The 16627-nt window shown below is 73.5% G+C and carries 16 protein-coding genes; 3 read left to right on the top strand and 13 right to left on the bottom strand.

The genetic code is table 11. The features are described from left to right. Positions 1–103: 103 nt before the first annotated feature. The 9 genes from F4692_RS05180 to F4692_RS05220 all read right to left on the bottom strand — a co-directional run bounded on the left by F4692_RS05180 (position 104) and on the right by F4692_RS05220 (position 7986). Positions 104–292: a DUF3073 domain-containing protein gene (locus F4692_RS05180; RefSeq protein WP_179618525.1), complete on the bottom strand. Its 189-nt coding sequence runs from the start codon at positions 290–292 to the stop codon at positions 104–106. Between the two features lie 166 nt (positions 293–458). Then, a complete protein-coding gene (gene purM, locus F4692_RS05185; protein WP_179618526.1) occupies positions 459–1541 on the bottom strand; it encodes a phosphoribosylformylglycinamidine cyclo-ligase in 1083 nt (360 codons plus the stop codon). Between the two features lie 43 nt (positions 1542–1584). Further along, complete coding sequence (gene purF / locus F4692_RS05190; protein WP_179619036.1) at positions 1585–3111, bottom strand: amidophosphoribosyltransferase; 1527 nt, start codon at positions 3109–3111, stop codon at positions 1585–1587. Between the two features lie 68 nt (positions 3112–3179). Then, positions 3180–4214 (bottom strand): NAD(P)H-binding protein, encoded by a 1035-nt coding sequence (locus F4692_RS05195; protein WP_179618527.1) that lies wholly within the window; start codon positions 4212–4214, stop codon positions 3180–3182. Positions 4215–4216: 2 nt separating this feature from the next. Continuing rightward, positions 4217–4690, bottom strand: coding sequence for an SRPBCC family protein (locus F4692_RS05200; RefSeq protein ID WP_179618528.1), 474 nt, complete (start codon positions 4688–4690; stop codon positions 4217–4219). 173 nt (positions 4691–4863) lie between these two features. Next, a complete protein-coding gene (locus F4692_RS05205) occupies positions 4864–6210 on the bottom strand; it encodes a dipeptidase (RefSeq protein ID WP_179618529.1) in 1347 nt (448 codons plus the stop codon). Between the two features lie 24 nt (positions 6211–6234). After that, entirely contained in the window at positions 6235–7041 is an 807-nt protein-coding gene (locus tag F4692_RS05210) for a GNAT family N-acetyltransferase (RefSeq protein ID WP_179618530.1), read from the bottom strand. 10 nt (positions 7042–7051) lie between these two features. Further along, a complete protein-coding gene (locus F4692_RS05215; RefSeq protein WP_179618531.1) occupies positions 7052–7393 on the bottom strand; it encodes a sterol carrier family protein in 342 nt (113 codons plus the stop codon). Continuing rightward, on the bottom strand, positions 7393–7986 hold the full coding sequence (locus F4692_RS05220; RefSeq protein WP_179618532.1) for a helix-turn-helix domain-containing protein: 594 nt from the start codon (positions 7984–7986) through the stop codon (positions 7393–7395). Before F4692_RS05220 ends, F4692_RS05215 begins: the two co-directional genes overlap by 1 nt. 67 nt (positions 7987–8053) lie before the next feature. Between F4692_RS05220 and F4692_RS05225 the strand changes: the two genes are divergently transcribed. Continuing rightward, a complete protein-coding gene (locus tag F4692_RS05225; RefSeq protein ID WP_179618533.1) occupies positions 8054–9325 on the top strand; it encodes an MFS transporter in 1272 nt (423 codons plus the stop codon). A gap of 79 nt (positions 9326–9404) precedes the next feature. On the opposite strand, the gene F4692_RS05230 is transcribed toward F4692_RS05225, so the two are convergent. Both F4692_RS05230 and F4692_RS05235 read right to left on the bottom strand, forming a co-directional pair. Then, on the bottom strand, positions 9405–10265 hold the full coding sequence (locus F4692_RS05230) for an alpha/beta hydrolase (RefSeq protein WP_179618534.1): 861 nt from the start codon (positions 10263–10265) through the stop codon (positions 9405–9407). Positions 10266–10285: 20 nt separating this feature from the next. Then, entirely contained in the window at positions 10286–11239 is a 954-nt protein-coding gene (locus F4692_RS05235) for a helix-turn-helix transcriptional regulator (RefSeq protein WP_218858155.1), read from the bottom strand. A 63-nt stretch (positions 11240–11302) separates the two neighbouring features. Here F4692_RS05235 and F4692_RS05240 point away from each other — a divergent pair, with 63 nt between their 5' ends. Both F4692_RS05240 and F4692_RS05245 read left to right on the top strand, forming a co-directional pair. After that, positions 11303–12337, top strand: coding sequence for an ATP-binding cassette domain-containing protein (locus tag F4692_RS05240; RefSeq protein WP_179618535.1), 1035 nt, complete (start codon positions 11303–11305; stop codon positions 12335–12337). Then, a complete protein-coding gene (locus tag F4692_RS05245; RefSeq protein WP_179618536.1) occupies positions 12334–13080 on the top strand; it encodes an ABC transporter permease in 747 nt (248 codons plus the stop codon). Before F4692_RS05240 ends, F4692_RS05245 begins: the two co-directional genes overlap by 4 nt. A 110-nt stretch (positions 13081–13190) precedes the next feature. Here F4692_RS05245 and F4692_RS05250 read toward each other — a convergent pair whose 3' ends face one another. Both F4692_RS05250 and purL read right to left on the bottom strand, forming a co-directional pair. Beyond that, positions 13191–14189, bottom strand: a complete 999-nt coding sequence (locus F4692_RS05250) for a glycosyl hydrolase family 18 protein (RefSeq protein ID WP_179618537.1) — start codon at positions 14187–14189, stop codon at positions 13191–13193. A gap of 71 nt (positions 14190–14260) precedes the next feature. Further along, the gene (purL, locus tag F4692_RS05255) at positions 14261–16570 is read right to left on the bottom strand and encodes a phosphoribosylformylglycinamidine synthase subunit PurL (protein WP_308645161.1); all 2310 of its coding nucleotides are present in this window, start codon (positions 16568–16570) and stop codon (positions 14261–14263) included. Positions 16571–16627 lie beyond the last annotated feature (57 nt).

Below are 16627 nucleotides of genomic sequence, written 5' to 3' on the forward strand. Positions count from 1 at the left end.
ACCCGGCACCGGTCGCTGGAGATGCCCATGACCCACCGCACCCGGGGCGCGCTCGTACGCCCGCTCACCCATGGACCCGGGTGAGGTGATCAGGTGCGATCAGTCAGTCTGCGCGACGACGCGGGTCGGCGTAGTCCGACCACTCGTCCTCGTCAGGATCGACCTCACTCGTGGAGTGAGTGTCCTCTCCGTGCAGCTCCTTCGCCAGCGCGCCGAAGTCCGTCTCGTGAGTACGGTACTTCAGGTCGCGGGCAACCTTGGTCTGCTTCGCCTTCGCTCGGCCGCGCCCCATAGGGTCGACCCCCTCGCACACTTGGCCGGGGCTGTCGAGGAGCTCCCCGACGCGCCCGGTCTGAACGGTTACATATCGTGAGGGCAACGCTACCTGAGGGGTGGGTGTTCCCGCACACCGCGGTGCAGCATTTCGGCCACGAACTTCCCGGGGTCGCGCCCCACCGTCACCAACCGGGGTGCTGGCCCTCCATGAGGACCCGGCCGCCGTGGTCGGCGTCGGCCTTCGCCTCCCCCGCGACCCACGCCCGGATCCCGTGGCCGGCGAGGACGGCGATCGCCGTGTCGACCGACTCGGGGGCGGTGAGCGCGACCATGCCCACGCCGCAGTTGAGCGTGGCCTCCAGGTCGGGCTGGGAGACGCCGCCGACGCTGCGGACGACGTCGAACACCGGCTGGGGCGTCCAGGTCGACCGGTCGATGCGCACCGACAGCTCCTCCGGGAGCACCCGCTCGAGGTTGGCGGCGAGGCCGCCCCCGGTGACGTGCGACATCGCGTGGGTCTCGGTCCGCTCGGCCAGCTCCAGGCACGCCTTGGCATAGATCCGGGTGGGCTCGAGCAGCTCCTCCCCCAGGGTGCGGCCGAAGTCGTCCACCTGGCGCTCCACGGTCCAGCCCGCCTGCTCGAGCAGCACGTGGCGCACCAGGGAGTAGCCGTTGGAGTGCAACCCGCTGGCCTCCATCGCGATGGCGACGTCGCCGGGGCGTACCCGGCCCGGCCCGAGGAGCTTGCTCGCCTCCACGACGCCGGTGGTGGCGCCCGCGACGTCGTAGTCGTCGGGGTCGAGCAGGCCGGGGTGCTCGGCGGTCTCGCCGCCGATGAGCGCGCAGCCGGCGACCACGCAGGCCTCGGCGATGCCCTTGACGATCGCGGCGATGCGCTCGGGGACGACCCGACCGCACGCGATGTAGTCGGTCATGAAGAGCGGCTCGGCGCCGCACACCACGAGGTCGTCGACGACCATGCCGACCAGGTCGAAGCCGATCGTGTCGTGGACGTCCATCATCTGCGCGATCGCGACCTTGGTGCCGACCCCGTCCGTGGAGGTGGCGAGCAGCGGCGCCTCGTAGCGGGTGAGCGCCGAGGCGTCGAACAGCCCGGCGAAGCCGCCGAGCCCACCGATCACCTCCGGGCGACGGGCCTTCTCGACCCAGCCCTTCATCAGGTCGATGGCGCGGTCGGCCGCCTCGATCGAGACCCCGGCGGCGGCGTACGCCCCGGAGGACGGTGCGGTGGGCTGGTCGGTCACGTGGCTCCCTCGGTGGCGGCGCGGTGGCGGCGGTGCTGGTCGATCAGGGGTTGTTGAGGACCGGCAGCGCCCGGCCCATCGTGGGCGACTGGAGGGTCGCCTCGAGCAGGTGCTTGCCGAGCAGGCTCTCGTCGGGCAGCTCGATCGGGTAGGTCCCGGTGAAGCAGGCCTGGCACAGCCGCTCCTCGGGCTGGCCGGTGGCCTGGACCATGCCCTCGAGGGAGATGTAGCCCAGGCTGTCGGCTCCCACGCTCGCGGCGATCTCGTCGACGTCGAGGCCGTTGGCGATGAGCTCGGCGCGGGTGGCGAAGTCGATGCCGTAGAAGCACGGCCACTTCACCGGCGGGCTGGAGATCCGGACGTGCACCTCGAGGGCGCCGGCCTCGCGCAGCATCCGCACCTGGGCGCGCTGGGTGTTGCCCCGCACGATCGAGTCGTCGACGACGACGATGCGCTTGCCGCGGATCATGTGCTCGAGCGCGTTGAGCTTGAGCCGGATGCCGAGCTGGCGCAGCGTCTGGCTGGGCTGGATGAAGGTGCGCCCGACGTAGGCGTTCTTGACGAAGCCCTGGCCGAACGGGATGCCGGACTCCGCGGCGTACCCGGATGCGGCCGGCGTGCCGGACTCGGGCACGGGCATGACGAGGTCGGCCTCGACGGGGAACTCGCGGGCCAGCCTGCGGCCCATCTCGACGCGCGCCTCGTGGACGTTGCGGCCGGAGATCGTGGCGTCGGGGCGGGCGAGGTAGACGTACTCGAAGACGCACCCCTTGGGCGCGGGCTCGGCGAACTTGTGCGAGCGCAGGCCGTTCTCGTCGATGACGATCATCTCGCCGGGCTCGACCTCGCGGACCACGCTGGCACCGATGGTGGCGAGCGCGGCGTCCTCGCTGGCCACGACCCAGCCGCGGTCGAGGCGTCCCAGCACCAGGGGTCGGATGCCCTGCGGGTCACGCGCGGCGTAGAGGGTGTCCTCGTTCATCCAGACGAAGCAGTACGCCCCGCGCAGCTCCGGCAGCACCTCGAGCGCGCGCTGCTCGAGCGAGGTGTCGGGGTGGTGGGCGAGGAGCGCCGTGACCAGGCTGGTGTCGTTGGTGGCACCCTCGACGCCCTTGATGTCGAGCTCGCCGGCCGGGCCGGGGAGCTGGCCGACCATCTCGCGAAGCTCGGCGGTGTTGATGAGGTTGCCGTTGTGGCCGAGGGCGATCGAGCCGTCCCCGGTGGGGCGGAAGGTCGGCTGCGCGTTCTGCCAGGTCGACGCGCCGGTCGTGGAGTAGCGCGAGTGGCCGATCGCGAGGTGGCCCTTGAGCGAGTCGAGCGTCGACTCGTCGAAGACCTGCGAGACCAGGCCCATGTCCTTGTAGACCAGGATCTGGCGGCCGTTGCTGACGGCGATGCCCGCGGACTCCTGGCCGCGGTGCTGCAGGGCGTACAGCCCGAAGTAGGTCAGCTTGGCGACGTCCTCGCCGGGGGCCCAGACGCCGAAGACGCCGCAGGCGTCCTGCGGGCCCTGGTCCTGCGGGTCGAGGGCCGTGGTGAGCCGGCCGTCGCCACCAGTCCGCTTGCTCATCTGGTAGGGCACGACCGCCAGTCTACGGCCGATCGGCCCACAGGCCTCACCGGCGCCGCTGGACGGTCTCAGCCCAGGAGGGACCGCACCCGGTGCAGGGCGAGCCGCGCGGCCGCGCGCCCGGACGCGGGCAGGGGCACGAGGTCGAGCAGCGGGATGCCGCGGGTCCAGCCGGGGTCGGAGGCGAGGCCGCCCTCGGGTCCGGCGTACCTCGGGGTCAGCGCGCGACGCACCGCCTCCTCCAGGCCGAGGAGCGGCCCGCCGCTGCGGGGCTCCCACGTCGCGCCGGGGCGGCAGACCATGTCGTGGCGCAGCGACTCGATCAGCGCGGTGACGGTGTGGAAGGGCGCGGTGGTCGCGAGCGCCGTGCCCAGCCCGACGACGCTGGTCGGGGCGATCGGCGCCGGGAGCCGGACGCGGGACAGCCCGGCCTCGCTGCCGCAGACGGTCATGAGGTCGGGGTAGGCCACGACGTCCGGGCCGCCGAGGTCGACGGCGCCGCGCGGGCCGTCGTCGGCGAGGGCGTCCTCGACCGCGCGGAGCACGTCGGACACGGCCACCGGCTGGACCCGGCTGCGCATCCACGTCGGCACCGGCTGCACGAGGAAGAGCGTCGCGACCTGGCGGATGATCTCGAAGGACGTCGAGCCCGCGCCGATGACCACGCCGGCGCGCAGCGCCACGGCGCCGTCGGTGGCCCCGAGCAGGATCCGCTCGACCTCGAGGCGTGAGGCGATGTGGGCGGACAGCTCGTCCTCGGGCACGTCGGGCACGAGCCCGGAGAGGTAGACGAGGTGGCGTACGCCCCGCGCCGCGACGGCAGCGGCGACGGTCTCCGCACCGACGCGGTCCCGGTCGCCGAAGTCGGTGCGGTCGAGCGAGTGGACGAGGTAGACGACCGCGTCTACGTCGGCGACGGCCTCCTCGACCATCGCGGGGTCGGTGACGTCGCAGCGGACCGCGTCGACGCGGTCGTCCCGGCCGAACCGGTCGGGCCGCGGCTCCGACGACGACGCCGCGACCACGTCGTGGCCGTGCTCGAGGAGGTGGGGCACCAGCCGGGAGCCGACGTAGCCGGTGGCGCCGAGGACGAGGACCCGCATGCCTAGGCGGCCTCCTCGCCGAGGTGGCGCAGCAGGTTGCGCGCGAAGACCACGCCCATGTGCTTGACGACGCCCGCCATCACCCGCTCGACCGCCGGGCGCGTGAGGCCGGGCAGCGGCAGGTTGCAGGCGATCTGGAGGTCGATGCTGACGTCCGTGCCGCCGGCGGGGTGGTCGGCGAGGACGTACGTCCCCATCACCGAGGTCATCTCGTCGGTGCGCTCCGGGTCGTGGGTGAACACGATGCGCTCCTCCGGGTGGAGGTCCATCACCTCGGTGAAGGTCGGGGCCACCGAGATGCCGAGCACGGGGATCTGCGTCATCCGCCAGGTCCACCGGTCGCCGTCGACGTCGATGCGCGTGACGAAGGGCGTCATGGCGGCGATCAGGTCGGCGTCGGTGAGCACGGCCCACACCGCGCTCCGCGACGACTGCAGCACCGCGGACGAGCGGTCGCGTGCGCGAAAGGTCGCCATGGCGCCACGCTACCGACGCACGCCACACGCGGGCTCACCCCTGGGGTCCGAGCGGTGCGTGGGACAGGTTCCGACGCCGCGGAATGTGCCTCACGCACCGCTCGCGCTGCCGGGCGGTGCGTGAGACACGTTCCAGGGCCGCAGAACGTGGCTCACTCACCGCTCGGCGGAGGTCAGCGGGGCAGGGCGCCCAGGTTGCGCAGCAGAAACGCCTCGGCCTTGACGACCTTCTCGAACTCGGCGAGGTGCAGGCCCTCGTTGGCGCCGTGGGCCCGGGTGTCGGGGTCCTCGACGCCGGTGACCAGCACGCTGGCCTGGGGGAACGCCTCGAGGAACTCCGCGATGAACGGGATCGACCCGCCGACGCCCATGTCGACGGGCTCGGTGCCGTCCCACGCCTCGGCGAACGCGGCGCGCGCGGCGTCGTACGCCGGACCGGACGCGTCGATCTGGGTGGCCTCGCCGGTGTCGACGACCGTGGTCGTGAGCGTGGCACCCCACGCGACGTGCTTCTCGAGGTGGGCCTGCAGGCGCTGCACGGCGTTGGCGGTGGTGTCGCCCGGGGCGATGCGCATGCTGATCCGGCAGCGGGCCGACGGGACGAGGGTGTTGGAGGCGCCCTCGACCTTGGGGGCGTCGAGGCCGGTGATGCTGATCGACGGCTTGGTCCAGAGGCGCTCGACGATCGGTCCGTCACCGATCCACTCGATGCCCTCGGCGGCGCCGGACTCGGCGCGGAGCCGGGCCTCGGGGTACTCGACGTCGGCGGCCCGGCCGGAGACCAGGCCCTCGACCGCGACGTTGCCGGCGTCGTCGTTGAGCGTGGCGATGAGGCGGCTCAGGGTCATGATCGAGTCAGGGACCAGCCCGCCCCACATGCCGCTGTGCACGGCGTGGGTGAGCGTACGGACCTCGACGTCCATCCGGACCAGGCCGCGGAGGCTGGTGGTGAGGGCCGGTTCGCCGATGTCCCAGTTGCCGGAGTCGGCGATGACGATGACGTCGGCCGCGAGCCGGTCCTTGTGGGCCTCGAGCAGGTCGACGAGGGTGTCGGAGCCGACCTCCTCCTCCCCCTCGATGAACATGACGAGGTTGACCGGGAGCTCGTCGCCGAAGATCCGGACGGCGCCGAGGTGGGCGGCGATGCCGGCCTTGTCGTCGGCCGCGCCGCGCCCGTAGAGCCGGTCGCCGCGCTCGGTCGGCTCCCACGGCGGGGAGTCCCAGTCGGCGTGGTCGTTCTCGGGCTGCACGTCGTGGTGGGCGTACAGCAGGACCGTCGGGGCACCCTCGGGTCCGGCCTTGCTGGCGATCACGGCCGGCGGCGCACCGTCGTGGGCGCGCACGATCTCGGCGTCGAAGCCCTCGGCGGCGAACAGGTCGCGGGTGGCCTCCGCGCTGCGCTCGACCTCGCCGGCGCGGGCCGGGTCGGCGGACACGGACTGGATGCGGACCAGGTCCTCGAGGTCGCGACGGAGGCCGGGCATGACCTCGGCGAGACGAGCGGCGATGTCGACAGTCATACGGCGCACTCTAGGTGTCGCCGCTCAGCCGTCGAGACTCGCCCACTCCCCGCTGCGCTGCTCCATCATCAGCTGTCGCTCGACGTCGGCGAACCCGAGCCGGCGGTAGAGACCGATGGCCTCGCCGTCGGTGTCGGCGACGATCACGAGGGTCCGCACCCCGAGGTCGGCGAGCGCGTGCCGGCCGGCCGCGTGGACGACGGCCGCGGCCAGCCCCTTGCGCCGGTGGTCCGGGTGGGTCTCGACGCTCTGGTAGCGGGCCAGGCCGGGCTCGGTGACGAAGATCCCGGCCGTGGAGACGAGCGTGTCGTCGACGAAGGCACCGAACCTCAGACCGCGCCCGGAGTCGACGAGGCGCCGCTCCTGGGCGTTCTTCTGGCGGGCGTACGTCATGAACGCCTCCTCCGACGTGCTCGGGTAGAGCTGCTGGCTCAGCCGCGCGCGGGCCTCCCAGTCGTCCTCCGACGTGAGCGCGCGGACCTCCGCGTCGACCTCGCGCGGCGGCACGAGCGCGGAGGCGGTGAGGACGGTGGCGACGTCCACGGTCAGCCCGGCGGCCTCGAACGCCGCCTGCGACTCCTCGGGGATGTCGGCCGCGTCGATGCCGATGCTCACGTGGTCGGCCAGCGGGAACTCGGTGCGGAAGGCGCCGACGACCTCCCTCTCGCCGCCGGCGACGGGCGCGCGGGCGAGGAGGATGAAGTTGCCCCAGAAGTAGGACGGGTTGTCCGGGGAGCGCACGACGAGATGGGTGCCCCGGTCCTCGACCAGGCTGCCCGACTCGGTCAGCAGCGCCAGGTCGGTCCGGAAGCCGAGCGAGCTCACGTTCATGGTGCGGAGGCTAGTGCGTGGTGAGCGGGAGGTAGGGCGTGAGGTCCGTCCGCTCGCCACTGGCGACGACCGTGCCGCTGTCGAGCGCCTCGCTCCAGGTCGTACGCCCGACGGCGAGCGCGAGCCACGTCTCGGCGTCGGTCTCGACGACGGCCGGCGGCGTGCCGCGGGTGTGACGGACCCCGGGGATCACCTGCACCGCCGCGAACGGCGGCACCCGCACCTCGACCGACCTGCCCGGCGCGCGAGTCTCGAGCACGGCGAGGTAGTGCTTGACGAGCGCCCTGGTGTCGGACGCGGCGTCGGCGCGCTCCAGCTCGGCCGCGGTGAGGACCTTGAGTCGTGCGGGCATCAGGCGTCGTGCTCCTCGTCGGAGGTGGTGGTCGTGGCGTCGGGCTGCGGCAGCAGCATCGCGTGGAAGGCGTACGTCGTGCGGCCGTCGTCGCGCCCGCGGTTGCGGTCGGTCCACCGCTGGAGCAGCTCCCCGACCTCCGCCGCGAGCTGCGCCGCCTCGTCCTTGGTCAGGCGTACGGCGGTGTCCGTGGTCGAGCGGTGCGTGTCGGGCCGGCGGTCCTGGCCGTAGGCCACCTCGACGAGCTGGTGGGCGTAGCCCGCGGCGTTGCGCAGGAACACCGTCGCGGCCGCCTTGCCGCCCGGCTCCTGCTCGAGGGCGCCGACGTCGATGCTGAGGCCCGCGCCCGCGGCCTTCCAGACCCGGTCCCGCTGGTCGCGCGCCGCCTCCGGGGCCTCCTCGATCAGGCCGTACTTGGCGAGCTGGCGCAGGTGGAAGCTCGCCTGGTTGGCCGGGATGCCCAGCTGCTGGGCGACGTCGGCGGCACGCATCGGCCCGACGGCCGAGAGCTCGGTGAGGATCCGGTTGCGCACCGGGTGCGCGATCGCGCGCAGCACGCGTGGGTCGTGCACCGTGCCTCGTCCTGCTGCCATGCCGCCACCCTACCAACTTGCGCACGCTCTATTGCGCAACATTGCTTGCGCAACATATGGTGCGGGCATGGCCTCGTACCGCTCGCTCGCCCGCAACCGCGACTTCACCGCCCTCTGGACCGGCGAGGCGGTCAGCCAGCTCGGCAGCGCCGTCAGCATGTTCGCCTTCGCCCTCGTGGGCTACGCCCTGACCGGGTCACCGGTGCTGGCCGGACTGCCGACGGCCGCCTTCATGCTCGGCATGGTGGTCGCCCTGCTCCCCGCCGGCGTCGTGGTCGACCGCACCGACCGACGGCGGCTGATGATGCTCGCGAGCGGGTCCGGCTCGGTCGTGTACGCGCTGGTGGCCGTCGCCGCGCTGACGGGCGAGCTCCGGCTGTGGCACCTCGTCCTCGCGGGCCTGCTCACCGGCGTGGGCACCGGGGTGTTCGGCCCGGCCGAGCAGTCGGCGGTGCGCTCGGTGGTCAGCCGGGACGAGCTGCCCACGGCGCTCAGCCAGAACCAGGCGCGCCACCACGTCGCGGCGCTCGTCGGCGGTCCACTCGGTGCGTTCCTCGTCGGAATCGGCCGCGCGACGCCCTTCGTCTTCGACGCGGTCACCTTCGCCGTCTCGTTCGTGACGCTCTCGCGGATCCGCACCGACCTCTCGCCGCAGGGCGACCGGGCGCCGAGCAACGTCCGCGCCGACCTGCTCGAGGGCCTGCGCTACGTCCTGGGCCGCCCCTACTTCCGCACGATGATGGCGTTCGCCGCGACCAGCAACCTCGCGGTCAACGCGGTCTTCTACGTCGCGATCATGGGCCTGGTCCAGGACGGCGTGCACGCCGGGGCGATCGGCGCCATCGACATGCTCGCCGGGCTCGGCGGCATCCTCGGCGCCGTCGTCGCCCCGCGGGTCATCGACCGGGTCCCGACGGGGCGCCTGACCCTGGCGGTCGCGTGGAGCTGGGTGCCGCTCCTGCTCCCGTTGCTCGTGTGGAGCTCACCGCTGGTCGTCGGTGTCGTGCTCTTCGCCGGCATCCTGCTCAACCCGGCCGGCAACGCCGGCGCGCAGTCCTACCGGATGGCCATCACCCCGATGCACCTGCAGGGCCGGGTGGCCTCGTCCATGCAGTTCGTCGGCCTGTCGCTCATGCCGCTCGCGCCGATCCTCGGCGGCGTGCTGCTCGAGCACCTCGGCGGCCGGGCGGCGACCGTCGGCCTGCTCGCCCTGGTGACGCTCAGCGCCCTCATCCCCACGTCCAGCGCGGCCGTACGCCGCATCCCGCGCCCGGCCGCCTGGCCGCGGACCGAGGAGCCGGCGACCGCGACGCCTCCGCCGGCCCCGCTCGCCGCCTGACCCCCCGTGGTCCGCATCGAGCGTCAGGCGGTGTCGGCCCCGTGGGGTGAATCCTGATGCGGACCGTCCGCGCCGGCGGTCAGCCGATGGCGTCGAGGACCGCGACGCAGGCGGCCCAGGCCTCGCTCGTCGGCTCGATCACCCCGAAGTGGCCACCGCTCACCTCGACGAGCGTCGCCGCGGCACCGGCGGCCGTGGCCGCGTCGACGTAGGTCGTCGCCTGGCTGAAGGGGACGACGTCGTCGTCGGTCGCGTGCACCGCCCAGACCGGCACGTCGAGAGGCACCTGGGCCAGCGGGTCGACCCGGCTGTACGCCGACTCCCCGGCGTCGCCGAGGAACGCGCGGGCGGCGTCGGTGCCGAGGCCGTCGGCGACGGCCGCCCGGAGGTCGAGCACCCCGGCCTGGCTGACGACGTGGGTGAGCGCGGGTCCGTCCGCCCAGCGGTCGAACCGCCCGCGCGCGGCGGCCCACGTGGCGAGGTGGCCGCCGGCCGAGTGCCCGAGCGCCACGACGGGGCCGTCGACGGGGCCGTCGGCGTCTCGGACGACCGCACCGAGGGCGGCGTGGACGTCGTCGAGCGTCTCGGGGAAGCCGCCGCCGTTGCCGACCCGGCGGTACTCGACGTTCGCGGCCGTCCACCCGCGCCCGGCGAGGTCCTCGGCCAGCGGGGCGCCGTACTCCGCGCCGTACTCCGCCTTCCAGAAGCCGCCGTGGATGACGACGACGAGCCCGCGGCTCGTGCCGCCGGGCGTGTGGACGTCGACCCACTGGCTCGGGTCGTCGCCGTAGGTGATCCGCTGCGGTCCGCTGGTCACGGGTGCCTCCCCTGCGTCGGTCGCCCGCGAGCCGGCCGGCTCGGGGTCGGCGGCGCACCCCGCCAGCGCGGCGCCGCCGAGACCTGCGAGCAGGGCGCGCCGGTCGAGCCGGGGGTGGGCCATGGCGACAGGGTAGGTGAGCCCTACGAGCGCGCGGTCCGGCTGAAGCGCGCCCCGACCTCGGCGACCTTCGCGACCAGCTCGGGCGGCGACTCGACCTCGAAGTCCGCCCCGGACCCGGCGAGCACCATCAGGGGCCAGTCGAGGTCGTCGACGTTCATCTCCAGCACGCACCCGTCGCCGTCCGCGGTCACGGTGCCCCACCGGCCGACCCGGGGGACGAGGTCGTCGGCCGCCATCGCCAGCCGTGCGCGTACGGCGTGGCGCTGAGGCATCCGCCGGATACCCTGCTGCACGAAGGCCAGGGCGTCCTCGGCCGGCAGGTCGCGCGGCCGGAACCGCTGGCCGGTGGGCTCGGGGTCGGCGATCCGGTCGAGGCGGAAGCTGCGCCAGTCCAGCCGGTCGCGGTCGTAGGCGACGAGGTACCAGCGGCGCCCGAGGCTCACCAGGCGCAGCGGCTCGACGCGGCGATGGGTCACCTCGGCCTCGCGCGCGGCGTAGTCGAAGCGCAGCAGCTCGCTGTCGCGGCAGGCCTGCGCGAGGGTGGTCAGGACGGTGGCGTCGAAGGACGGCGCACCCTCCCACGGTCCGGGCGACTCGGTCTGACTGGCGACCGCGTCCATCTGCCGGCGCAGGCGCGGGGGCATCAGGGAGAGCACCTTCGACAGCGCCTGCACGGACCAGTCGTCGACGCCCGAGACCGCGGTGGTGGCGGTCGAGCGCAGACCGACGGCGATCGCGACGGCCTCCTCGTCCTCGAGGAGCAGCGGCGGGAGCGAGCCGCCGGCGCGCAGCTGGTAGCCACCGGCCGCGCCGCGCACGGCGTCCACCTGGTAGCCGAGGTCGCGCAACCGGTCCACGTCGCGGCGCAGGGTCCGGGGGCTCACCTCGAGCCGGTCCGAGAGCTCCGGGCCCGGCCAGTAGCGGTGGGTCTGGAGCAGGGACAGCAGCCGCAGCATCCGCTCGCTCGTGCTCATGTCCGGAAGACTAGTTCTCCATGCGGTCACAAACTGACCGCAATCGTTCCTAGCGTCGTCGACATGACCCACAGCCACCACACCGACCATTCCTCCTCCCCTGCGATCGTGACCCGTGGGCTGACCCGCCACTTCACCTCGCGCAAGCAGACCGTCGAGGCCGTCCAGGGCCTCGACCTCGAGATCGGGCAGGGCGAGCTCGTCGCCTTCCTCGGCCCCAACGGGGCGGGGAAGTCGACGACGCTGCGGATGCTCACCACCCTCATCCCGCCCACCTCCGGCACGGCGCAGGTGGCCGGGCACGACGTCGTCACCGGCCAGCGCGAGGTGCGTCGGGCCATCGGCTTCGTCGGCCAGGGCAACGGGGCCGGCCACCGCCAGCTCGGCCGCGACGAGCTGGTCAGCCAGGGGCGGGCGCACGGACTGTCCCGCGCCGACGCCCACCGCCGCGCCGACGAGCTGATCGAGGACCTCGACCTCACCGCGGTCGCCGATCGCAAGGTCTCCTCCCTCTCCGGCGGCCAGCGGCGCCGGCTCGACATCGCGATGGGGCTCGTGCACCTGCCCCGGGTGCTCTTCCTCGACGAGCCGTCGACCGGCCTCGACCCGCAGAACCGCGCCAACCTGCAGGGGCTCATCCAGCGCCTGCACGCGGAGAGCGGCAGCACCGTCGTCCTCACCACGCACTACCTCGAGGAGGCAGACGCCCTCGCCGGTCGCGTCATCGTCGTCGACCACGGCACCGTCATCGCCGACGACACCGCGGCGCGGCTCAAGAGCGGCCTCGGCGACCTCGTACGCCTCGGCTTCGGCTCGGCGTCCGCCTCGGCGCGGGCCGCCTCCCGTCTCGCCCGCGTCGCCGACGCCCGCGTGGACGTCGCCGACGGCACCGTCGACCTGCGGGTCAAGGACGGCTCCGCGATGGTCGGCGAGCTGCTCGCGGACCTCGCCGCCGACGGCGTACCCCCCACCCGGGTCGAGGTCGCCCGACCCACCCTCGACGACGTCTTCCTCGACCTCACGGGCCGCAGCCTCCGGGAGACCCAGCAGAGCACCGAACCGTCCACCCCCGAGACCGAGAGCGAGGTCGCCGCATGAGCACCTTCGTCATGGACACCGTCAACGTCATGAACCGTGAGCTCAGGCCCGTGTGGCGCGAGCCGATGTCCGTCGTCTTCGCGATGATCCAGCCGCTGGTCTTCCTGGGGCTCTTCGCCCCGCTCCTCCCGCAGATGGCCGACGGGTCCGCCCTGCAGTGGTTCGTCCCCGGCATCGTCGCGATGACGGCGCTGATGGGCGCGTCGTTCACCGGCTCCAACCTCATGGAGGAGATGCAGTCCGGCTCGCACGAGCGGCAGCTGGTCTCCCCGCTCGGCCGACCCGCGCTCCTCGTCGGGCGTGCGCTCAAGGAGGTCGTGCCGATGCTGATGCAGGTCGCGATCATCGTCGCGGTCGTGACGCCGTTCAGCTTCGACCTGCACCTCGGCGGCGTCCTGCTGGCCGCGCTGGTGCTGTCCGTCTTCAGCATCGGGGTCGGTGCGCTGTCGTTCGCGCTGGCGCTGGCGTCCCGGGGCGAGGACTGGATGTTCTGGACGGTGCAGCAGACGCTGCTCTTCCCGGCGCTGCTCACCGCCGGCGTGCTGCTGCCGATGGAGGGGGCTCCGCGCTGGCTCGAGGTCGTCTCGATGCTGAACCCGATGACGTACGTCGTCGACGCGGTCCGCGCGCTCTTCGCGGGGACCTACCCCGCGGACGTCGTGCTCCAGGGCGTGGCCGGCGCCGCCGTCGTCGCGGCGCTCGGGCTGTGGGTCGGGGTGCGGGCGATGCGTCGCTCGAGCTGACCCGGGGGCGGCTCTCGCCGTGGGGGGCGGTCACCGGACATCCGGTGACCGCCCGCCTTCCAGGTAGGGATCTCGACCTCGAAGCACGTATCTCGGGTGCGAAGCACCCCTCAGCCCAGAGGGCCGGCCGACCCCAGCCGCCAGACGGCGGTGCCGCGGAGGCCGAGCTCCGCGGCGAGGTCGGCGCGCAGGGCGTAGGAGCGCCCGTCGGACCACCAGACCCGGTCGCCGCCGGGCAGGCGTGCGGACCACTCCCCCGCACCGGCGCGCCAGCGGGGCGTGCCGCCGGACCGCTCCACGAGCGTGCGGGCGGCCTTCACGGTCAGTGTCCGGCCGGTGCCGTCGGCGCGCCACACGTAGCCGTAGCCGGCGACCCCGAGGTCGAGCTTCGCGGCCGGCACCTCCTCGAGCGCGGCGGCCACGCTCGTACGCACCCACGGCAGGCCGCCGACCGGGCCCGGGCCGGACCAGCCGGGACCGTGCTGGTCGTACGCCATCAGCTGCACGGCGTCGACCACGGCCGCGAGCTCGGCCAGGCGGTAGCCGCCGGCCCGGTAGCCCGCGCGGCTCGCGCTCGCCGACACGTCGATGGTCACCGAGGCGGAGGACGGGAACCGTTCCCGGAGCGCCGTCACGAAGGCGACCAGGCCGCGGGAGTCACGGCGCCGGACGAGCTCGAGGTCGACGTTGACCCCGTCCCACCGCCCGGCGCGCACCAGTGCTGCGAGCCGGTCCGCGACGCCGTCGATCCTGCCCGGGTCGCCGAGGAGCGACGCCGCGGCGTCGGGGTCGAAGGCACCGAGCCGGTTGCTCCAGTTGCCCACCAGCAGCTCGGCGCGCAGCCCGACCGCGTGGATCGACTCGACCAGGGCGGCGACCCGGTCCTCTGGACGCGTCACCGACGCGCCGTCCGGCCGGAGCGAGACCGCGGCGACGGTGACCGTCGTCAGTGCCGCAGCGTCGCGCCCGATGATCTCCGGTCGCGTGCTCGGCAGCGCGTACCCGGTGACGGCCAGGCCATCGCTCTCCGGTCGCGCGACCGTGGGCGCGGCACCGGCAGGCGGCGGCGCGAGCAGGAGCAGGACCAGGGCAGCGATCGTCGTACGCACGCGCCTGAGTCTGCCGTGGGTCTTCAGACGCTCGCCGGCGCTCGCTGCTCCACCGGCCATCACAGCGACGATCAGCCCCCGAGGACCGCCGGCATCGTCGCGCGCCACGCAGCCTCCGCCTCGGCGACAGGCAGCTCGAAGACGCCCTCGACGGCGATCGTGTCGCCGCCGGTGCGACCGAGCGGCGTGAGGGGTACGCCGTGCTGCTGGGCGAGCGCGACCAGCGCGTCGGCCTGCCCGTCGGTCACCGTCACCAGCGCGCGGGCGGTCGACTCGGAGAAGAGGGCGACGAACGCGTCCTCGGCGACCGCGTCGAGCGCGACCGAGACGCCGATGCCGCGGGCGAAGGCCGACTCCGCGAGCGCCTGCGCGAGCCCACCGTCGGACAGGTCGTGCGCGCTGGTGACGACTCCGTCGCGTCCCGCGTCCTGCAGGAGCGCGGCGAGGGCCTGCTCGGCGCCGAGGTCGAGCTGCGGCGGCAGGCCTCCGAGGTGCCCGTGGACGACGTGCGCCCACTCGGAGCCGGACAGCTCGTCGCGGGTCTCGCCGAGCAGGAACACCCGCTCGCCCTCGGCGACGAACCCGGTGGGCGTACGGCGGGTGACGTCGTCGATGACGCCCAGCACCGCGACGACGGGGGTCGGCAGGATCGCCGTCTCGCCGGTCTGGTTGTAGAGGCTGACGTTGCCGCCGGTGACCGGGATGCCGAGCTCGAGACAGGCGTCCTTGAGGCCGCGGCAGGCCTCGGCGAACTGCCACATGACCGCCGGGTCCTCCGGCGAGCCGAAGTTGAGGCAGTCGGAGACGGCGAGCGGGCGGGCGCCACCGGTGGCGACGTTGCGGTAGGACTCGGCGAGCGCGAGCTGGGCGCCGGTGTAGGGGTCGAGCTTGGCGAAGCGGCCGTTGCAGTCGGTGGACACGGAGACGCCGAGGTTGGTGTCGGCGTCGACGCGGACCATGCCGGAGTCGGCGGGCTGGGCCAGGACGGTGTTGCCCTGGACGTAGCGGTCGTACTGGTCGGTGATCCAGGACTTGTCGCAGAGGTTAGGCGAGGCGACGAGGCGCAGCAGGGTGTCGCGCAGCTCGTCGCCCGTCGTCGGTCGCGGGAGCCGCGAGGCGTCGTCGGCCTGGAGCTCGTCCTGCCAGTCCGGGCGGACGTACGGTCGCTGGTAGGTGGGCCCGTCGTGTGCGACCGAGCGCGGGGGCACGTCGACGACGCGCTCGCCGTGCCAGTCGATGTGCAGCCGTCCGGTGTCGGTGACCTCGCCGACGACGACGGCCTCGACGTCCCACTTCGCGCAGATCGCCATGAACGCCTCGACGTCGCCGGGCTCGACGACGGCCATCATCCGCTCCTGCGACTCGCTCATGAGGATCTCCTCGGGGGCGAGCGTGGAGTCGCGCAGCGGGACGCGGTCGAGCTCGACGTGCATGCCACCGTCACCGGCCGAGGCGAGCTCGGAGGTGGCACAGGACAGGCCGGCGCCGCCGAGGTCCTGGATGCCGGCGATGACGCCCGCGGCGAAGAGCTCGAGGGTGCACTCGATGAGCAGCTTCTCCATGAAGGGGTCGCCGACCTGCACGCTCGGACGCTTGGCCGGGCCCGTCTCGTCGAAGGTCTCCGACGCCAGCACCGAGACGCCGCCGATGCCGTCGCCGCCGGTGCGCGCGCCGTAGAGCACGACCTGGTTGCCCGTGCCGGACGCGTTGGCGAGGTGGAGGTCCTCGTGGCGGAGCACGCCGATGCAGAGGGCGTTGACCAGCGGGTTGCCGGCGTAGGTCTCGTCGAAGACCGCCTCGCCGCCGATGTTGGGCAGGCCGAGGCAGTTGCCGTAGCCGCCGACACCGGCCACGATCCCCGGCAGCACCCGGGACGTGTCGTCCGCGTCGAGCGGCCCGAAGCGGAGCGGGTCCATCACGGCGACCGGGCGGGCTCCCATCGCCAGGATGTCGCGGACGATGCCGCCGACGCCGGTGGCCGCCCCCTGGTAGGGCTCGACGAACGACGGGTGGTTGTGGCTCTCGACCTTGAAGGTCACCGCGTAGCCCTGACCGATGTCGAGGACGCCGGCGTTCTCGCCGATGCCGGCCAGCATCTTGCCGACGGGCGTCTCCTGGGGGATCTCCCCGAACTGCTTGAGGTGCACCTTGGTCGACTTGTAGGAGCAGTGCTCGCTCCACATCACGGAGTACATCGCCAGCTCCGAGCTCGTCGGGCGACGACCCAGGATCTCGCGGATCCGGGCGTACTCGTCGGCCTTGAGGCCGAGCTCGGCCCACGGCTGCTCGCGCTCGGCGTCGGTGGAGGCGATGGCCACCGTGTCGAGGGTGCCGGTCGCGCCGGACGTGGTCAGGGACGGCTGGGCGCTCGAGTCGGGCACGGCCCACAACCTACCGCCGTCGCGGGGTCGGCCGGGCGCCGGTCCACCCGGTGCGCG

The organism is Nocardioides cavernae (assembly GCF_013410035.1).
GTDB classification, from domain to species: Bacteria; Actinomycetota; Actinomycetes; order Propionibacteriales; family Nocardioidaceae; genus Nocardioides; species Nocardioides cavernae_A.

Coding starts and splice junctions, on each gene's coding strand:
- F4692_RS05180 (WP_179618525.1), bottom strand. CDS start 292: ATGGGGCGCGGCCGAGCGAAGGCGAAGCAGACCAAGGTTGCCCGCGAC.
- purF (WP_179619036.1), bottom strand. CDS start 3,111: ATGAGCAAGCGGACTGGTGGCGACGGCCGGCTCACCACGGCCCTCGAC.
- F4692_RS05195 (WP_179618527.1), bottom strand. CDS start 4,214: ATGCGGGTCCTCGTCCTCGGCGCCACCGGCTACGTCGGCTCCCGGCTG.
- F4692_RS05200 (WP_179618528.1), bottom strand. CDS start 4,690: ATGGCGACCTTTCGCGCACGCGACCGCTCGTCCGCGGTGCTGCAGTCG.
- F4692_RS05205 (WP_179618529.1), bottom strand. CDS start 6,210: ATGACTGTCGACATCGCCGCTCGTCTCGCCGAGGTCATGCCCGGCCTC.
- F4692_RS05210 (WP_179618530.1), bottom strand. CDS start 7,041: ATGAACGTGAGCTCGCTCGGCTTCCGGACCGACCTGGCGCTGCTGACC.
- F4692_RS05215 (WP_179618531.1), bottom strand. CDS start 7,393: ATGCCCGCACGACTCAAGGTCCTCACCGCGGCCGAGCTGGAGCGCGCC.
- F4692_RS05220 (WP_179618532.1), bottom strand. CDS start 7,986: ATGGCAGCAGGACGAGGCACGGTGCACGACCCACGCGTGCTGCGCGCG.
- F4692_RS05225 (WP_179618533.1), top strand. CDS start 8,054: ATGGCCTCGTACCGCTCGCTCGCCCGCAACCGCGACTTCACCGCCCTC.
- F4692_RS05230 (WP_179618534.1), bottom strand. CDS start 10,265: ATGGCCCACCCCCGGCTCGACCGGCGCGCCCTGCTCGCAGGTCTCGGC.
- F4692_RS05235 (WP_218858155.1), bottom strand. CDS start 11,239: ATGAGCACGAGCGAGCGGATGCTGCGGCTGCTGTCCCTGCTCCAGACC.
- F4692_RS05240 (WP_179618535.1), top strand. CDS start 11,303: ATGACCCACAGCCACCACACCGACCATTCCTCCTCCCCTGCGATCGTG.
- F4692_RS05245 (WP_179618536.1), top strand. CDS start 12,334: ATGAGCACCTTCGTCATGGACACCGTCAACGTCATGAACCGTGAGCTC.